Annotated in this window: 15 protein-coding genes and 1 pseudogene; 6 read left to right on the plus strand and 10 right to left on the minus strand. The window is 68.1% G+C overall.

Annotation, left to right across the window (positions count from 1 at the left end):
• The first annotated feature begins 1 nt into the window (after window position 1).
• Entirely contained in the window at window positions 2-205 is a 204-nt protein-coding gene (locus tag VK92_RS20645; RefSeq protein ID WP_006477070.1) for a cold-shock protein, read from the plus strand.
• Window positions 206-304: 99 nt separating this feature from the next.
• On the opposite strand, the gene VK92_RS20650 is transcribed toward VK92_RS20645, so the two are convergent.
• The 3 genes from VK92_RS20650 to VK92_RS20660 all read right to left on the minus strand — a co-directional run bounded on the left by VK92_RS20650 (window position 305) and on the right by VK92_RS20660 (window position 3796).
• Window positions 305-1555 (minus strand): Hsp70 family protein, encoded by a 1251-nt coding sequence (locus VK92_RS20650; RefSeq protein WP_021161794.1) that lies wholly within the window; start codon window positions 1553-1555, stop codon window positions 305-307.
• A gap of 186 nt (window positions 1556-1741) precedes the next feature.
• A complete protein-coding gene (locus VK92_RS20655) occupies window positions 1742-2347 on the minus strand; it encodes a nitroreductase family protein (protein ID WP_021161795.1) in 606 nt (201 codons plus the stop codon).
• Between the two features lie 165 nt (window positions 2348-2512).
• On the minus strand, window positions 2513-3796 hold the full coding sequence (locus VK92_RS20660; protein ID WP_021161796.1) for an MFS transporter: 1284 nt from the start codon (window positions 3794-3796) through the stop codon (window positions 2513-2515).
• Window positions 3797-4016: 220 nt separating this feature from the next.
• Here VK92_RS20660 and VK92_RS20665 point away from each other — a divergent pair, with 220 nt between their 5' ends.
• Together VK92_RS20665 and VK92_RS20670 are read left to right on the plus strand one after the other, a co-directional pair.
• Window positions 4017-4637, plus strand: a complete 621-nt coding sequence (locus tag VK92_RS20665) for a TetR/AcrR family transcriptional regulator (RefSeq protein ID WP_021161797.1) — start codon at window positions 4017-4019, stop codon at window positions 4635-4637.
• Between the two features lie 76 nt (window positions 4638-4713).
• Window positions 4714-5286, plus strand: coding sequence for a DUF1415 domain-containing protein (locus VK92_RS20670; protein WP_048023616.1), 573 nt, complete (start codon window positions 4714-4716; stop codon window positions 5284-5286).
• Window positions 5287-5356: 70 nt separating this feature from the next.
• Here VK92_RS20670 and VK92_RS20675 read toward each other — a convergent pair whose 3' ends face one another.
• The 4 genes from VK92_RS20675 to VK92_RS20690 all read right to left on the minus strand — a co-directional run bounded on the left by VK92_RS20675 (window position 5357) and on the right by VK92_RS20690 (window position 8601).
• Window positions 5357-6247, minus strand: a complete 891-nt coding sequence (locus tag VK92_RS20675; RefSeq protein ID WP_021161799.1) for a class I SAM-dependent methyltransferase — start codon at window positions 6245-6247, stop codon at window positions 5357-5359.
• A gap of 89 nt (window positions 6248-6336) precedes the next feature.
• Window positions 6337-7470, minus strand: a complete 1134-nt coding sequence (locus tag VK92_RS20680) for a methyltransferase (RefSeq protein ID WP_048023618.1) — start codon at window positions 7468-7470, stop codon at window positions 6337-6339.
• Window positions 7471-7626: 156 nt separating this feature from the next.
• Window positions 7627-7959 carry a YegP family protein gene (locus tag VK92_RS20685; protein WP_027788501.1) on the minus strand — a complete coding sequence of 111 codons (333 nt, stop codon included), beginning with the start codon at window positions 7957-7959 and terminating at the stop codon, window positions 7627-7629.
• 147 nt (window positions 7960-8106) lie between these two features.
• The gene (locus VK92_RS20690) at window positions 8107-8601 is read right to left on the minus strand and encodes an LEA type 2 family protein (RefSeq protein ID WP_042976607.1); all 495 of its coding nucleotides are present in this window, start codon (window positions 8599-8601) and stop codon (window positions 8107-8109) included.
• A gap of 640 nt (window positions 8602-9241) precedes the next feature.
• Between VK92_RS20690 and VK92_RS20695 the strand changes: the two genes are divergently transcribed.
• On the plus strand, window positions 9242-11410 hold the full coding sequence (locus tag VK92_RS20695; protein ID WP_021161803.1) for a M1 family metallopeptidase: 2169 nt from the start codon (window positions 9242-9244) through the stop codon (window positions 11408-11410).
• A gap of 154 nt (window positions 11411-11564) precedes the next feature.
• Here the strand turns inward: VK92_RS20695 and VK92_RS20700 are convergent, their stop codons facing one another.
• Entirely contained in the window at window positions 11565-12485 is a 921-nt protein-coding gene (locus tag VK92_RS20700) for a LysR family transcriptional regulator (protein WP_048023621.1), read from the minus strand.
• A gap of 161 nt (window positions 12486-12646) precedes the next feature.
• Here VK92_RS20700 and VK92_RS20705 point away from each other — a divergent pair, with 161 nt between their 5' ends.
• Window positions 12647-13624: a quinone oxidoreductase family protein gene (locus tag VK92_RS20705; RefSeq protein ID WP_048023623.1), complete on the plus strand. Its 978-nt coding sequence runs from the start codon at window positions 12647-12649 to the stop codon at window positions 13622-13624.
• Window positions 13625-13648: 24 nt separating this feature from the next.
• Window positions 13649-13798: pseudogene (locus VK92_RS40375) on the plus strand (DUF1427 family protein); the annotation flags it as partial.
• A gap of 16 nt (window positions 13799-13814) precedes the next feature.
• On the opposite strand, the gene VK92_RS20710 reads toward VK92_RS40375, so the two are convergent.
• Both VK92_RS20710 and VK92_RS20715 read right to left on the minus strand, forming a co-directional pair.
• Entirely contained in the window at window positions 13815-14840 is a 1026-nt protein-coding gene (locus VK92_RS20710) for a transporter (RefSeq protein WP_048023647.1), read from the minus strand.
• A gap of 204 nt (window positions 14841-15044) precedes the next feature.
• Complete coding sequence (locus VK92_RS20715; RefSeq protein ID WP_048023625.1) at window positions 15045-16001, minus strand: hypothetical protein; 957 nt, start codon at window positions 15999-16001, stop codon at window positions 15045-15047.
• Between the last annotated feature and the right edge of the window lie 17 nt (window positions 16002-16018).

Below are 16018 nucleotides of genomic sequence, written 5' to 3' on the forward strand. Positions count from 1 at the left end.
CATGGCAACCGGTACCGTCAAGTGGTTCAATGACGCAAAGGGCTTCGGCTTCATCACCCCGGAAGGCGGCGGCGACGATCTGTTCGCGCACTTCTCGGAAATCCGCGTCGAAGGCTTCAAGACGCTGCAAGAAAACCAGAAGGTTGAATTCGAAGTGAAGACGGGCCCGAAGGGTCTGCAAGCTGCGAACATCCGTCCGGTCTAAGCTTGGCGCGATAATTCGTGTAAAAAAGCCCCGCTTCGGCGGGGCTTTTTGTTTTTCGGCGCCGGTCGCCCGGCCTGACGGCCTTTCAGCCGCCCGCATTCAGCCGAACAATCGCTGCGCGTGAATGCCGAGCCCCGTCGCGACACTCGCGAGGCGGTCGCCGAACACCGGCTGCGCATCCGGGAACGCACCTGCGAGCGCCCCCGACAGGAATGCGAGCCCCGTCGAGCCGCCGGTGAAATACAGTGCGCCGACATCGCGCGGCGCGACACCCGCAAGCCGCACCGTCTCGCGCGCGGCATCGACGATGCGGGCGGTGTCGTCGTGGCTCGCATCGACGAGGCGCTCGGCATCGAACGCGATCTGCAGATCCTCTTCCACGTCGTTCAGGTCGATCATCGTCTCCCCGCCCGCCGCGACGCCGATCTTCGCTTCCTCCGCGCGCGCCATCAACGCATGCCCGAGCCGCTGCTCGACCACGGTCGTGAGCCGGTCGTACTGCTGCACATCGCGGTACAGGTGCTTCATCAGCTTCAGCTCGCCGAGTCGCTTCGGCGTGTAGACCGTGTTGATCAGGTGCCAGGTCGCGAGATCGAAGTAGATCTTGTTCGGCAGCTCGCGCCCTTCGGGATCGAGCGAACGGTAGCCGAATGCGGGCAGGATCGCGGCCAGCTCGACACGCCGGTCGTAGTCGGTACCCGCGACGTGCACGCCGTGGTGGGCCAGCACGTCGTCCTTGCGCTCGAGCCGCGCCATCCGCTCGGGCCCGACGCGCACCAGCGAGAAGTCGGACGTGCCGCCGCCGATGTCGGCAACGAGCACGAGGCGCTCCGCCTGCTGACGCGATTCGTAGTCGAACGCGGCCGCGATCGGTTCGTACTGGAACTGAACGTCCGTGAAGCCGACCGATCGCGCGGCAGCCTCGAGCTGGTCCTGCGCAAGACGGTCGGCGCGCGGATCGTCGTCGACGAAGAACACGGGCCGGCCGAGCACCGCACGACCGATCGGCGCAGCCGCTCGGGTTTCGGCCTTGCGCTTCAGGTGCGTCAGGAAGCGCGCGATGATGTCGGTGTACGCGATCGCGCTGCCGTCGCCGAGATCGGTCGTCGTTTCCGCGAGCGGCGAGCCGAGAATGCTCTTCATCGAGCGCATCAGCCGGCCGTCGAAACCGTCGATGTAGGAAGCCAGCGCCGCACGGCCGTATTCGACCGTCTCTTCGTCGTTGTTGAAGAAGATCGCGGTGGGCAGCGTCAGGTGATCGCCCTCGACGGGCGCGAGGCGCATGCCATCGCCGTCGGGCAGCGCCACGGCGGAATTGGACGTGCCGAAATCGATCGCGCAGTAAGTCATGGGAAATTGCCGCAGCAGGGCCGGCGCGAAAACGGAAAGGACGGGCTTTTTAACATGAAGCCCGCGGGATCACAACCGGGGCCGGCCACCGGTGCCGCGCAGCGGGCCCCGGTGGCGACGGCGCGCAGACGGGCGCGCCGGGAAGACAGGCGGACGGGACGCGCGACGCAGCGCCCTCCGGGCAGGTCAGGCCGCCGCGTCGAAGCCCTTCTTCCACGCGCCCGCATAGACGACCTCGCCGATCGCATGACGCGTGCGCGGCGCCTTCTCGCGATCGCGCAGCACGGGATCGAGCTTGTCGACGTTGCCGTAGTGACCGAGCGAGATGATCGCGGGAATCGCAACGTCGGCCGGGATCGCAAACGCGTCCCGGAACGCCTTCGCGTCGAAGCCGCTCATCTGGTGGGCGGCCAGGCCCAGCGCGTGCGCCTGCAGCACCAGCGACATCGCGGCGGCGCCCGCGTCGTACAGCGCGGTCGGTGCCGGTTCCCCCTTCGGCGTGAGCGTGTGCGCGGTCACGGCGATCAGCACGGGCGCCGGCGCATTCCAGCCCTGGTTGAACGGCACCAGCGTCGCGAACGCGCGCTTGAATGCGTCTTCGTCCTGCGTGCGGTCGAATACGATGAAGCGCCACGGCTGCGCGTTGTACGCAGACGGTGCCCAGCGGGCAGCCTCGAGCACCGCGTGCAGATCGCCGGCGCTGACGGGTTCATCCGAATACGCGCGCGGGCTCCAGCGGCCCGCGATCAGATCGTGAATCGAAACAGTGGTGGGAGCAGGTTTGACGGACATGCGGATCCTCGCTGACATCGATGAAGGGGCGCGAACGCCTGGCGAACCGCAAGCATACCCGCTTGAGCCGATCCGCGCCCGATCCTGCCGCGCTATGCAAATCTCCGTGCGTGCAATGGCCGGCCGCCCGCCGCGCGGGCCGGCCGGACTGCCGGCTTGCCGCGATCAGGCCGCCTGCGCAGCCGCGCGCGACGGGCCGCGATTGATGCGCAGCACGATCAGCGCGCCGACGATGCACAGCCCGCCCGAAATCATCGACGCGATCGTGTAGGTGCCGAGGCTCGCGCGCAGCAGCCCCGCGCCGAGCGCCGCGAACGCCGCGCCGAGCTGGTGGCCGGCGACGATCCAGCCGAACACGACCGGCGCCGCGGCCTTGCCGAACACGTCGGTCGCGAGGCGCACGGTCGGCGGCACGGTCGCGATCCAGTCGAGCCCGTAGAACATCGCGAACAGCGGCAGCCCGAAGAAATCGATCCCGAACGCGTGCGGCAGGTAGATCAGCGACAGCCCGCGCAGCCCGTAGTACCAGAACAGCAGCACGCGATTGTCGTAGCGGTCGGACAGCCAGCCCGACAGCGTCGTGCCGAACAGGTCGAACACGCCCATCGCCGCGAGCAGCGATGCGCCCTGCACTTCCGTCATCCCGTAGTCGCTGCACATCGCGATCAGGTGCGTGCCGACGTAACCGTTGGTGCTCGCGCCGCAAATGAAGAAGCTGAAGAACAGCAGCCAGAAATCGCGCGAGCGACTCGCGGTCAGCAGCGTACGGAACGCGACCGCGAGCGGGTTCTCCTTGGTCGCATCGGGCGCGGGCGGCGCATCGGCCGGCTCGCCGTACGGACGCAGCTGCACGTCGGCCGGCCGCTCGGGCAACAGGAACGCAACGAGCGGAATCACGATCGCGGCCGCCACCGCGACGACCAGCACGACCGGCCGCCAGCCATGGCGCTGCGCGATCGCCGCGAGCATCGGCAGGAACACGAGCTGGCCGGTGGCCGTGCTCGCGGTCAGGATCCCCATCACGAGGCCGCGCCGCGCATGGAACCAGCGCGTGACGAAGGTCGCGGACAGCGTCAGCGCGACGACACCCGTCGAGCAGCCGACCATCAGGCCCCAGATCACCACCATCTGCCAGCTCTGCGTCATCATCGACGACAGCGCGACGCCCGCGCTCATCGTCACGAGCGCGGTGAGGATGGTCGGGCGCAGCCCGAAGCGCTGCATCGCGGCGGCCGCGAACGGGCCGGTCAGGCCATACAGCGCGATGTTCACCGAGATTGCCAGCGAAATCGCCGCGCGGCTCCAGCCGAGCTCGCGTTCGAGCGGCACCATCAGCACGCTCGGCGTCGCGCGCGTGCCGGCGGCCGCCAGCAGGATCAGGAATACCACCGCCGCCGCGAGCCATCCGTAGTGGAAGCGCCCGCCGATTCGTGTCACCGCCCAGTTCATCTTCGCGTTCTCCAGTTGGCGGCGCCGGCACCTCTGCGCCCGCTCCGCCCCACCCAGCCAGGCCACCTCCGCCGCACGCTGCATCGGCTGACCCGGGCCGACGCTTGGCATTTGTCTGTCGATCCGGTCGGCATTGTTACCGACCGGTCACAAGTGTGTTGCGATCGTAGTGACCAATCGGTAACATGTCAAGCAATCCAATATGCAGTCGAGGGTCATCATGTCGGGCATCGAGATCGCCAAGCCGCCGGCGCGCCGTACGCGCCGGCCGATCGACGGCGCCACCGCGCAGGAGCACCTGCTGCGCGCCGCCGAGGAGCTGTTTTACAGGGAAGGCGTTCGGACGGTGGGCGTCGAGGCGGTCGTGGAACGCGCGGGCGTCAACAAGATGAGCCTGTATCGGCAGTTCTCGTCGAAGGACGACCTGATCCTCGCGTATCTGGAGCGGATGGATGCGTGTTTCTTCGAGCGTCTCGACACAAGCACCGCGAAGCATCCGGGCCAGCCGAAGGCGCAACTGATCCAGTATTTCGTCGACCTGGCCGAGCGCGCGACGCAGAAGGACTATCGCGGCTGCCCGTTCGTCAACGTCGCGGCGGAGTTTCCGGATGCATCGCACCCGGCGCGCGAGCGCGTCGCGCAGAACAAGGAACAGTTGATGAAGCGGCTCGTCGCGCTATGCGAAGGCGCCGGCGCGCGGCAACCGCAGGCGCTCGCCGATGCGCTCGCGCTGGTGATCGAGGGTATCTACGCGGCGAGCCAGACCTACCGGCACGGCGAAACGCCGATCGGCACCGCACCCGCGCTCGTCACGCAATTGATCGAAGCCGCGTGCGCGTGACGGGCCGCGCGCGTCCGCACCCTGCGCGCCCGCTACAATGCGGCCCTCGCCGCCCTTCCGCCCGACTGGTTTCACGATGACCGACACCCGCCCCGAATCGCACGACGACATCCTCGCCGCCACGCGGCACTGGCTCGCGCGCGCGGTGATCGGGCTCAATCTGTGCCCGTTCGCGAAAAGCGTCTACGTGAAGGAACAGGTGCGCTACGCGATCAGCGAAGCGACGACGCTCGAAGACGCGCTCGCCGAACTCGAAACGGAACTGCGCGCGCTCGACGCGGCCGACCCGCAGCAGGTCGACACGACGCTATTGATCTTCCCGGATGCGTTCGCCGACTTCGTCGACTACAACGATGCGCTGTTCTTTGCCGACCGCCTGGTGCGGCAACTGCGGCTCGACGGCGTGCTGCAGATCGCGAGCTTCCATCCGCACTACCGGTTCGAAGGCAGCGAGCCCGACGACATCGAGAACTACACGAACCGCGCGCCGTATCCGATCCTGCACCTGCTGCGCGAAGACAGCATCGCGCGCGCGGTCGACGCGTTCCCGGACGCGTCCGCGATCTACGAAAGGAATCAGGAAACACTGCGCCGCCTCGGCCACGACGGCTGGCGCGAATGGATGCGCCGGCCGGGCGACGACGTCTGACGCGGCGTGCAACGTGCGGCGTGCAACGTGCGCCGCGCCGCGCGCCGCCGCCCGTCCGCCCGCCCGTGCTTCAGCCTTCAGCCGGCTCCGCGACCTCGCCGCCCGCCGCCGCGGCTTCCGGCACGAAGAAACGTGCGTTCAGCTCGGCAAGCCCGAACATCCCCAGGATCTCGTTCAGCCGCTCGCCGGGCCGACGACGCGGCAGGTTCTTGTACTGCGCGATGATCAGCTCGTTCTTCATCGAATGCTCCCAGCCGACCAGCTCGGTTACGCTGACCTGGTAGCCGTGCGCTTCGAGCTGCAGGCAGCGCAGCACGTTGGTGATCTGGCTGCCGAATTCGCGCGTATGCAGCGGATGCCGCCACACTTCCGTCAGCGCGTTCGCGAGCGATTTGCCCTTGTTCTTGCGCAGCACGCCCGCGACTTCCGCCTGGCAGCACGGCACGAGCACGATGTGCTGCGCGCGCTTCGCGAGCGCGAAGCGGATCGCGTCGTCGGTCGCCGTGTCGCACGCATGCAGCGCGGTGACGACGTCGACCGTTTCGGGCAGCTTCGGCGATGTGATCGAATCGGCGACCGACAGGTTCAGGAACGACATGCCGCCGAACCCGAGCCGCGCGGCCAGCTCGGCCGAACGCGTGACCAGTTCCTCGCGGGTCTCGATCCCGTACACGTGCGACGCAAATGCCGCCGTGCCGTGCCCCGGCTGCTGCTTGAAGAACAGGTCGTACAGGATGAAGCCGAGATACGACTTGCCGGCGCCATGGTCGACGAGCGTCACGCTGCCACGATCGGCCTGCACGCCGGCAAGCAGCGGCTCGATGAACTGGAACAGGTGATAGACCTGTTTCAGCTTGCGGCGGCTGTCCTGGTTCAGCTTCCCGTCGCGGGTGAGGATGTGCAGTTCCTTCAGCAGCTCGACGGACTGCTCCGGGCGGATTTCGTGGGTCTTGTTCGACATCGTGATGCGGCGCCGGGCCACGGTCGGCAGACCACGGCCCGGCGGCGGGAATTCGTGAGGAATGGCGATAGTTTACCGAAAATGCGCGGTCAGGCTCGTGCGCCGAGCCGCCAGAGCGACGTGACCTCGGCGCGGCGTGCCGCATGCAGCGGATCGTCGGCGTCGGCGGACTTCGGGTGTGCGGGGCGGATGTCTTCGCGGCCGAGCACGACGAGGCCGGCTTCGTCGATCCACTGCAGCAGGGTGTCGCGCGGCCGCAGGCCGAGATGCTCGGCGAAATCGGACAGGATCAGCCAGCCTTCGCCGCCTGGCTCGAGATGGTCGGTGAGCCCCGCGAGGAAACCGCGCAGCATGCGGCTGTCCGGATCGTAGACCGCGTATTCGATCGGTGCACTCGGACGGGCCGGCACCCATGGCGGGTTGCAGACGACGAGCGGCGCGCGGCCGGCCGGAAACAGATCCGCCTCGACGACCTCGACGCGGCCCGCGTGGCCCAGCCGCTTGACGTTCTCGCGCGCACAGGCGAGCGCCCGCGGATCCTGATCGGTCGCGACGATGCGCTCGACGCCGCGCGACGCCAGCACGGCCGCGAGCACGCCGGTGCCCGTGCCGACGTCGAACGCGAGCGACGTCGCCGGCAGCGGCGCGCGCGCGACGAGCTCGACGTATTCGCCGCGTACCGGCGAGAACACGCCGTAGTGCGGATGGATCGGCGCGCCGCCCAGCGCCGGGATCGGCACACCCTTCTTGCGCCATTCGTGCGCGCCGACGAGGCCGAGCAGCTCGCGCAGCGACACGACCGTCGGTTCGCCGCCCGGGCCGTACGCTTCCTCGCATGCGGCGCGTACGTCGGGCGCGCGGCGCAGCGGGATCGTGTAGTCGGCATCGAGCGGGATCAGCAGCATCCCGAGCGTGCGGGCGCGCTGCGATTGCGCAAGACGATGCAGGTTGAATGCGTCGACGCCCACCGCGGCCTTCGCCTTCTTCGGCTTGCGCTCGACGCGGCGCGCCATCGCCTGCACGAGCTGGCGCGCATTCTGGAAGTCGCCCTGCCAGACGAGCGCGGTGCCCTCGCAGGCCAGGCGGTAGGCCGCGTCGGCAGTGAGACGGTCGTCGGCGGGCACCGCGCGCTTCGGCGGCTGCACGCCGGCTTCGGAGCGCCAGCGCACGGCATGTTCGGCGCCGTCGGCGTCGGTCCAGTGGAAAACGGGGAAATCGGTCACGCGAGCTCGGCTACGGTTGGCTTCAGACAGGCGGCGCTACAGGCATGCGCCGCGCGGACCACACCATACCGCGCTTTGCCCGCGCGGCAAAGCGCGGGCGACCGCCCCGACTGCCACCCGCGCGATGCCCGCGGCGTATTGGCGCTACCGGGCCGCTCAGCTCTGGTCGTCGAGCGCGGCATCCGGCGCGTTCTGCTTGACCGACGCGATGCCGTTCTCGCGGCTCGCTTCGGCCTTGTACAGCTCGCTCGTGCCGATGATCTCGTGATTGCCGGCCTTCAGGTTGAACATGAACTGGCCGTTGCTCGCGGTCTTGCGCTCGTAGCGCGCATCGTCCGGCGCGTTCTTGCGCACCGACGCGACGCCGTTTTCCGCCGACGCCTTGGTCTTGTACAGCTCGCTGCGCAGAATGATCTCGCCGTTGGCGGCCTTCAGGTGGAACAGGAACTGCCCGTCGCTCGCTTTCTTGATGACGAATTTCGCTGCCATGGTGTCCTCTCGAAAAAGTCGCCCGGCCCTCCGGACTGAGGCAGTCTAAACGCGATTGACGCGCAAAACGTAAGGCATTCGAAGCCCGATCGTCAGGAATCGTCAGACGGCGCCGCGATCGCGACGCTTCGTCCGGCCCGGCATCGTCTACCCGCCCCACCCCGGCGTCGCCGGCATGCGCAGCGTGCCCGCATCGCTGAAGCGCACGGTGCCGAGCACGCCGCCCGCGAGCCGGCCGCGCAGCGCATACGGCAACTCGCCGCTGGCAGCCGCGCCGGGCAGGTTCCACGCCTGCCGCGCGGCGGCGAACGCCGACACGGAAACCGGCACGTCGAGCACGGCCTCGCCGAAGCGCGGCACGACGCCCGAGCGGTCGCTCACGCCGCTCGCGAACGGCGTGCCGTTCAGGTCGAGCGCCACCGAGATGCCGTCGTATTCGATCGGCGTGTCGTTCGGGTTCTGCACGCGCAGCTTCAGGTTGAAACGCATCTCGAGGCCCTGCCCGACGAGCGGGTCGAGCCCGGCGACCGACACGCGCACGGAATCGCGCGTGAGCCCCGCGCAGCCGCCGAGCAGGAGCACGGCGGCGAACAGCAGCAGCACGGCGCGCAGCGGCGCGATTCGGAACAGGGTTCGTGGCATGGGGGCCTCCTCGCGGCAATCGGTGAGCGGATCGTCGCTGCATTGTACCGAGTGCGCCCCCGCACACCGGATTTCGTAGTTTTCGCGGCCACGCCGGATCGTTAATAGATTAAAACTACGAAAATACCAGCCAAACGGAAAGCGCATTAATGCTTTCCAGCATTCAATGAAGCGCGGCGAATTCAATAGATGCAATTTCTAAATTTTTCGTTTCCTTTACCTAAAACCATCAAGTATATTTACGCATCCTTCGAGCAAGCCGACAAAGCTTGAAGCCGCATGACGGCGATTTTACGGAACGGCGACACGCCTTCCGGCCATCCTGCGGCCCGGCCCGGCCAGCCCCGTAGGTCGTCGGTTCAAGGGAATCGCGCGCTCGCGCAGGGCGTGCGGCTCCGTGTCGTGCGCGCGAAATCAACTCAGTACAACACGCGCCCGGCCATTTTGAACCGGCAAGTTAACCGACATCCGGAAATCCAGAGGGGGCAGTAAACCATGATTACCTTCACGTAGTCAGCCGCCGCGTTTTCGAATAATCCGTCATTGGCATTTTCATCGCTGTTGATTAACGGCGAGGGGATTGTTTTTGCCGGCGTTTTCGCAGCACTGAACGATTCTTTCAACAATCGAGGTTTCAGTCATGTCGATCGATATTCGCAAGATGCGTTATCTGCCGCTCGTCGCCGCGCTCGCACTCGCCGGGTGCGGCGGTGACGACGGCGGTGCAGGCTCCGCTTCCGCGCTCAGCTCCGCCGGCGCACCGCACTCGGGCTCGTCGCCCACCGTCAACGCGCCGCCGAGCGCATCCAACGTCGACAAGAGCGTGTCGCCTGTCGAGTTGCCGGACACCGTGGTGCCCGTGAACTACCGACTGTGGTTCCGCCCGAACGACGCGCTGAACGCGTTCGACGGCCGCGCCGACGTCGAGATCAAGGTGCTGAAGCCGGTCAACAACATCGTGATCGCCGGCCACCGGATCAAGTTCACGAACGGCCGCATCACGCTGCAGCCGGGCAACATCCAGCTGATCGCGACGCCGCAGGACAAGGGCGACTTCTACCAGCTGCGCCCCGTGAGCGGCACGATCTCGCCGGGCAACTATTCGCTGCACATGGAGTGGTCGGGCATCATCAACTTCAAGTCGTATGACGATCCGGGCACGAAGACGGGCGGCAGCTGCGGCGACGATCCGTATCCGGGCTGCTCGGCCGCGGAAGGCGTGTTCCGCGTCGACCTGAAGGGCACCGACGGCAAGACGAGCGGCGCGATCCTCACGCAGGGCGAAACCAACCTGTCGCGCCAGTGGTTCCCCGGCTGGGACGAGCCGGCGTTCCGCCCGACCTATGAAGTGACGGCCGAAGTGCCGTCGAACTGGCGCGTCGTGTCGAACGCGGCCGAGAAGCCGTCGACCAACGTCGGCGGCGGCTACAAGCTCGTGCAGTTCGAGAAGACCCCGCCGATGCCGTCGTACCTGCTGTTCTTCGGCGGCGGCCAGTTCGACACCTATGAAGACGACTTCACGAGCCCGCTGCCGGGCGGCAAGGGCGGCCTGCACCTGCGCGTGTTCACGCCGCCGGGCATGAGCGACTGGGCGAAGCCGGCAATGGACCGCACCAAGCAGGCGCTCGACTTCTACTACCGCTACACGGGCATTGCGCTGCCGCTCACGAAGTTCGACACGGTGGCCGCGAACGATGCGTTCAAGGAGCAGAAGGACCTGAACTTCGGCGGGATGGAGAACTGGGGGTCGATCCTCGAGTTCGCCGACGACATCCTGCCGCAGCCGGGCCAGCCGATGTCGCACTACGGCAACGAGGTGCTGACGCACGAAGTCGCGCACCAGTGGTTCGGCGATCTCGTCACGACCGACTGGTGGGACAACGTGTGGCTCAACGAGTCGTTCGCGACGTTCTTCGAGACGAAGACGACGATCCAGTTCTTCCCCGACGAGTTCAGCTGGCTCGACCAGGTGAAGAACAAGTACCGCGTGATCAATCGTGACATCGGCCCGAACGCCTTCCCGGTCGCGCCGAACTTCAACGGCTGGGCCTCGAACGACTTCGTGCTGAGCGCCAGCGCGTTCACGTACGACAAGGGCGGCCACGTGCTGAAGACGCTCGAGAACTATCTCGGCGAACAGACGCTGCGCAAGGGTCTGCAGCAGTACCTCGTCGACTACTCGTTCGGCAACGGCACACCGAAGCGCCTGTGGGATGCGCTGTCGAAGGAAAGCGGCCAGGCGATCGGCGCGATCGGCGACAGCTACGTCCGCCAGACCGGCGTGCCGCTGATCTCGCTCGACACGCAATGCGACCTGACGAAGAACCAGACGGTCGTCACGCTGAAACAGCAGCCGTTCCCGAACAAGAACGCGTATCCGGGCCTGCAGTGGACGGTGCCGATCACGCTCGCGTACGGCCAGGGTCTCGCGAAACGCACGACGCTCGCGCTGAAGGATACGCAGACGCAAACGCGGATCGACGGCTGCACGGGCGTGGTGGCCGACCCGAGCGGGCTCGACTACTACGTCGTGAACTACAGCGACGCGGCCTGGAGCGGGCTGCTCACGCAGGTCAACGGCTCGACCGATCCGGTGCTGCTCGCGAACCTGAAGAGCGAAGCCGCGCTGCTCGTCGCGAACAACCTCGCGCCGGCATCGCGCTCGACGTCGATCGGCTCGGTCGCATCGCCGGCCGCGATGAAGCTGCGCCAGACGCCGACCTTCGGCGGCATCGAACCGGTGACGAAGGAACGCCCGGCACTGCAATACCAGGGCATCTTCAAGCCGCGCAAGGTAGTCACGCAGTAACGGTGCGCGCCCGGCCGGTGCCGCGCAGCCTGCGGCGGCCGGCCGGCGTACCGGTTTCTCCGACCTTTGACGGGCCTCGCGTGCGAGGCCCTTTTTCATGCCCGGCGTGCGTCAGGCCCGGCGACACGTCGCCGGCCGTCGCCCGCCGTCGTCGTCACGCCCACGCGGCATCCCACGCCGGCTGCGCGAACCACGTCGCGAGGAACGCGACGAGCCGCGACGCGCGTGCGGTGCCGCGCGCCGGCTGGCGCAACACGTGGATCGTCGCCGGCTCGGGCGCCGCCGCGAACTGCGGCAGCACCGCGCGCAAGCGGCCGTCGCGCAGCGCGTCCCCCGCGAGCCAGGTCGGCAGGTGCGCGAGACCGAGCCCGTCGATCGCGGCTTCGAGCAACGCTTCCGAATGATTGCTGCGAAACCGCGGCTGCGCCGGCGCGTGGCGGCGCTCGCCGAAGCGCCACGCGCCCGGCGGCGGCACGCCGTGCCAGGCGAGGCAGTCGTGTCCGGCGAGTGCGTCGGGCGTATCCGGCTCGCCACGCCGCGCCAGATACGCCGCGCTCGCGCACAGCACGCGCCGCTGCGGTGCCAGCACGGTTGCGACGAGGCGCGTGTCCTCGAGCGGGCCGATACGCACCGCGAGATCGACGTCCGAGCCGAGCCGCGCGCCCTGCAGGTCGACCATGCTGTCGGTCAGCACGAGGTCGACCTGCAGCGCCGGATGACGCTGCATGAACGCGGCCAGCGCGGCCACCAGGTGCCGCCGGCCGAACGGCGCCGGACAGTCGACGCGCAGCAGCCCGCTCGGCTCGTCTTGCTGGCTGTGCAGGTCTTCCTGCAGGCCGCGCAGCTCGGCCAGCATCCGCGTCGCGCGCCCGTACAGCAACTGCCCGGCCTCGGTGGGCCGCAGCGCATGCGTGGTGCGATGCAGGAGGCGGATGCCGAGCTGTGTCTCGAGCCGGTCGATGCGCCGCGTGACCGACGACGCGGCGACACCCAGCCGGCGGGCGGCCGCCGAGAAGCTCTGCTGGTCGACCACGTCGACGAACAGCGCCAGGTGCGGGGAAAGGAAATCGTCCATTCGGTGCCTTCGGATTTGGCTATGCGTTTATCGCAAAACAATCATCCGTCTTTGCGGGTTTCCGCGTCAAACCGGGCCGACTAGACTGCGTTCATCCATTTCACTCGCTGCACGCCCCGCCCCACCGGGCCGCGCGGCAGCCAACCGCCACGGAGATCACCATGCGCAGCATCCGCTTCGACGCCCCCGCCGCCGACATCGAGTCGCTCGACGCGCGGGTCAGGGAAATCGACACGCCCGTACCGGGCGACGGCCAGATGCTGATCGAGGTGCACGCGGCCGGCGTGAACCCGAGCGACGTGAAGGCCGCGCTCGGCCGCATGCCGCACGCGGTGTGGCCGCGCACGCCCGGGCGCGACTGGGCCGGCATCGTGCGCAGCGGCCCGGAAGGCTGGATCGGCGCGCCAGTGTGGGGTTCGGGCGGCGATCTCGGCGTCGGGCGTGACGGCTCGCACGCGCAATGGCTCGTGCTCGACGCGGCACTGGTGCGCCGCAAGCCCGCCGTGCTGACGCTCGACGAAGCGGCCGGCGTCGGCGTGCCGTTCGTCACAGCCTACGAGGGCTTGCGCCGCGCCGGCATGCCGACGGCCGGCGACGTCGTGCTCGTGTTCGGCGCGAACGGCAAGGTGGGCCAGGCCGCGATCCAGCTCGCGACCGCGCACGGCGCAACCGTGATCGGCGTCGAGCGCAGCGCCGGCGGCTATCGTGGCCACGCATCGAGCGACGTGCACATGATCGACGCGTCGAAAGAACCGGTGGCCGACGCGGTGCGCGCAGCGACCGGCGGCCGCGGCGCGGACATCGTCTACAACACGGTCGGCAGCCCGTACTTCGAAGCGGCGAACGCGTCGATGGCGATCGGTGCGCGGCAGATCTTCATCTCGACGATCGAGCGCAGCGTGCCGTTCGACATCTTCGCGTTCTATCGCGGCCAGCACACGTTCGTGGGCATCGATTCGCTGCAGCTCGGCGGCGCCGCGGTCGCGCAGATCCTCGACACGCTCGCACCCGGCTTCGGCAACGGCACCCTGCGCCCGTTCCCGATCGGCGAAGACTACATTTATCCGCTCGAGCGCGCGCACGATGCGTATCGCGCGGTGCTGGCTGGTGCGCGCGAGCGCGTCATCCTCAAACCCTGACGCCGGATCACACGGGAGACCGCCATGACGGATTACGTGACCTCGCTCGCGGTGGGCCTCGGCGTCGGCGTGTTGTATGCGCTGCTGCACGTGCGCTCGCCGGCCCCGCCGCTCGTCGCGCTCGTCGGGCTGCTTGGAATGGTGATCGGCGAACGCGCGATCGCGCTGTTGCGCTGACGGGTCGATGCCGCTAGCGGTCGTCGCGCCGGCGGAATGCCCACCACGCGGCGAGTGCCGTGAAGCCCGCCACGAGCAGCACCATCAGCCAGAAGCCGTGCTTGTTCTCCGAGAACGGCACGCCGCCGACGTTCATCCCGAAGAAGCCGGCGACGATGTTGATCGGCAGCGCGATCACGGTCACGAGCGTCAGCGTGAACAGCGTCCGGTTGTTCTGCTCGTCGAGACGCGAGCCGATCTCTTCCTGAAGCAGCTTGATCCGCTCGTTGAGCCCGGCCAGGTCGGCGAGCACCAGCGAAAACTCTTCGGTCGACTCGCGCAGCTCCTGCACGTCTTCCACGTGCAGCCACGCGGGCGGTTTCGCGAGCAGCCGGAAGATCGACCCGGGCTCGGGCGCGAGCATGCGCTGCAGGCGCGTCAGCGTGCGGCGCATCGCGCCGAGCTCGATGCGGCTCGACGTGAGCCGCTGCGACAGGAAGCGGTCCTCGATGCGATCGACGTCGACACTCGTGCGCCGCATGATCTGGATCAGCAGGTCGGCCTGGTCGCGCAGCAGGTGCACGAGCAGCTCCGCCGGCGACCGGAACTGCTCGCCGTCGCGCACGCACGCGCGCAGCGTGTCGACCGAGCGCAGCGGCTTGAGCCGCGCGGTGACCATGATGCGCCGCTCGACGTGGACGAACAGCGTCGCGATTTCCGACGGCGTCAGTTCGAGGTTGAACATCACGTCGTTGACGATCGCCCGCAGTGCGCCGTCCTCCTGCTCGATGCGCGTCGAGCGCGACCCTTCGTGGAGGAATTCGAAGAAGCTGTCGGGCAGATCGAGGTGCGTGCGCATCCAGCGCTCGCTCGCGCCGTGTGCGAGATTGAAGTGCAGCCAGACGAAATCGTCCGACGCGCCATCGCGCTCGCGGCACGTGCGCAGCCACGCGGCGGCCGTGTCGGCGTCGAGCGTCGCGCCGGATCCGCCCGGATCGAAGCGGAATCCGCACACCATGCCGGACGTATCGGCGCCGTAAGTCTGTACGATCAGGTCCATCGTGTCGAAGGTCGTGCGGCGCGCGGCGCGCCGCGCATCGCGGGTCGCGAACCCGCGCCGGAAAAGGAAAGGAAACGTATGCCCGACGGGCATGACGCGCCGGTGACAGCGTCACGCCGCATCATACCGGCCGATTCCGCACCCCAAAAGCAACGCGCCGCCCAACGGGCGGCGCAGGTGCGGCAGGCCGGCACACGAGACGCGTTACTGCCGCGTCTCCGACTGCGCGGCACTCGGGCACGCGGGATCCTTGCCCCAGTGACCTTCGCAGACGCGCCAGCGGCACAGTTGATCCTCGAAGAAACCGCGCTCCGAACATTCCTTCACGCGCGACGCCAGCGAGCCGGCCGTCGCGGCCGTCTTGGTCGGCACGGCCTGCGCCTTCTGCGCGGCGAGTTTCTTGTCGGCGGGCTTCGTGCGCGCGACGAGCGCCGCGAGCAGATCCGCATCCGGATCGTCCTTCCCGGCCGCCTTCGCACTTGCGGTGCGGGTCGACGTCGCGTCGCGACGCTTCTTCGCCTGCGCAAGCTCGGCCTGCTGTTCCTTGCGATGCTTGCGGGCCTCGGCCTTTGCGTCAGCCTTGGTTTCGGCCTTCGTGTCGGTCTTGCCGTGCGCCGCGACCTTCGCGTTCTTCGCTGCGTCGGCCTTCGCGGTCTTGGTCGCAGCAGCAGCGGCAGCGGCCGCCGCACCGGCCGTGGCCGTGCCCGATGCATCGTCGGCGCCGTTGGCGAGCGCACGCGACAGGCGGCTGTTGTCCGCGGCGGACGCGGACGATGCGGAAGCAACGGTTCGGGAAGCTGCGTCGTCGTTGACGATCGTGGCCGGCTGCGCGGCGGATGCCGCATTTTGCGCGACCTGCACGGCAGCGTCGCTGGCCGCTGCGGCCTTCGCCGGCGCGGGTGCGGCCTCGGCCGTGACGGCGGCGGCCTGCTCGTTCGAATGCTGCATGCGCCATGCACCCCAGCCACCGACGGCAACCACCAGTGCAACGACGGCTGCGATCGGCGCCTTCAGCGAACGGCGCGGCGGTTCGGCCGGCGGCGTGACACGTCCTTCCAGATTCGCGAGAATGCGCGACTGCTGAGCTCCGTCGCCTGCCGGTTTGGTATCGGACAGCAGGCTGGGCGGAGATTTCGAATTTGAATTTTCCGGCGCACTCATTCAGCGTCTCATTGAAT

This window comes from Burkholderia sp. LK4, assembly GCF_001043615.1.
Taxonomy (GTDB): Bacteria; Pseudomonadota; Gammaproteobacteria; order Burkholderiales; family Burkholderiaceae; genus Burkholderia; species Burkholderia cepacia.

Coding starts and splice junctions, on each gene's coding strand:
- VK92_RS20645 (WP_006477070.1), top strand. CDS start 2: ATGGCAACCGGTACCGTCAAGTGGTTCAATGACGCAAAGGGCTTCGGC.
- VK92_RS20675 (WP_021161799.1), bottom strand. CDS start 6,247: ATGTCGAACAAGACCCACGAAATCCGCCCGGAGCAGTCCGTCGAGCTG.
- VK92_RS20715 (WP_048023625.1), bottom strand. CDS start 16,001: ATGAGTGCGCCGGAAAATTCAAATTCGAAATCTCCGCCCAGCCTGCTG.
- VK92_RS20705 (WP_048023623.1), top strand. CDS start 12,647: ATGCGCAGCATCCGCTTCGACGCCCCCGCCGCCGACATCGAGTCGCTC.
- VK92_RS20650 (WP_021161794.1), bottom strand. CDS start 1,555: ATGACTTACTGCGCGATCGATTTCGGCACGTCCAATTCCGCCGTGGCG.
- VK92_RS20685 (WP_027788501.1), bottom strand. CDS start 7,959: ATGGCAGCGAAATTCGTCATCAAGAAAGCGAGCGACGGGCAGTTCCTG.
- VK92_RS20665 (WP_021161797.1), top strand. CDS start 4,017: ATGTCGGGCATCGAGATCGCCAAGCCGCCGGCGCGCCGTACGCGCCGG.
- VK92_RS20700 (WP_048023621.1), bottom strand. CDS start 12,485: ATGGACGATTTCCTTTCCCCGCACCTGGCGCTGTTCGTCGACGTGGTC.
- VK92_RS20695 (WP_021161803.1), top strand. CDS start 9,242: ATGTCGATCGATATTCGCAAGATGCGTTATCTGCCGCTCGTCGCCGCG.
- VK92_RS20660 (WP_021161796.1), bottom strand. CDS start 3,796: ATGAACTGGGCGGTGACACGAATCGGCGGGCGCTTCCACTACGGATGG.
- VK92_RS20655 (WP_021161795.1), bottom strand. CDS start 2,347: ATGTCCGTCAAACCTGCTCCCACCACTGTTTCGATTCACGATCTGATC.
- VK92_RS20670 (WP_048023616.1), top strand. CDS start 4,714: ATGACCGACACCCGCCCCGAATCGCACGACGACATCCTCGCCGCCACG.
- VK92_RS20710 (WP_048023647.1), bottom strand. CDS start 14,840: ATGGACCTGATCGTACAGACTTACGGCGCCGATACGTCCGGCATGGTG.
- VK92_RS20690 (WP_042976607.1), bottom strand. CDS start 8,601: ATGCCACGAACCCTGTTCCGAATCGCGCCGCTGCGCGCCGTGCTGCTG.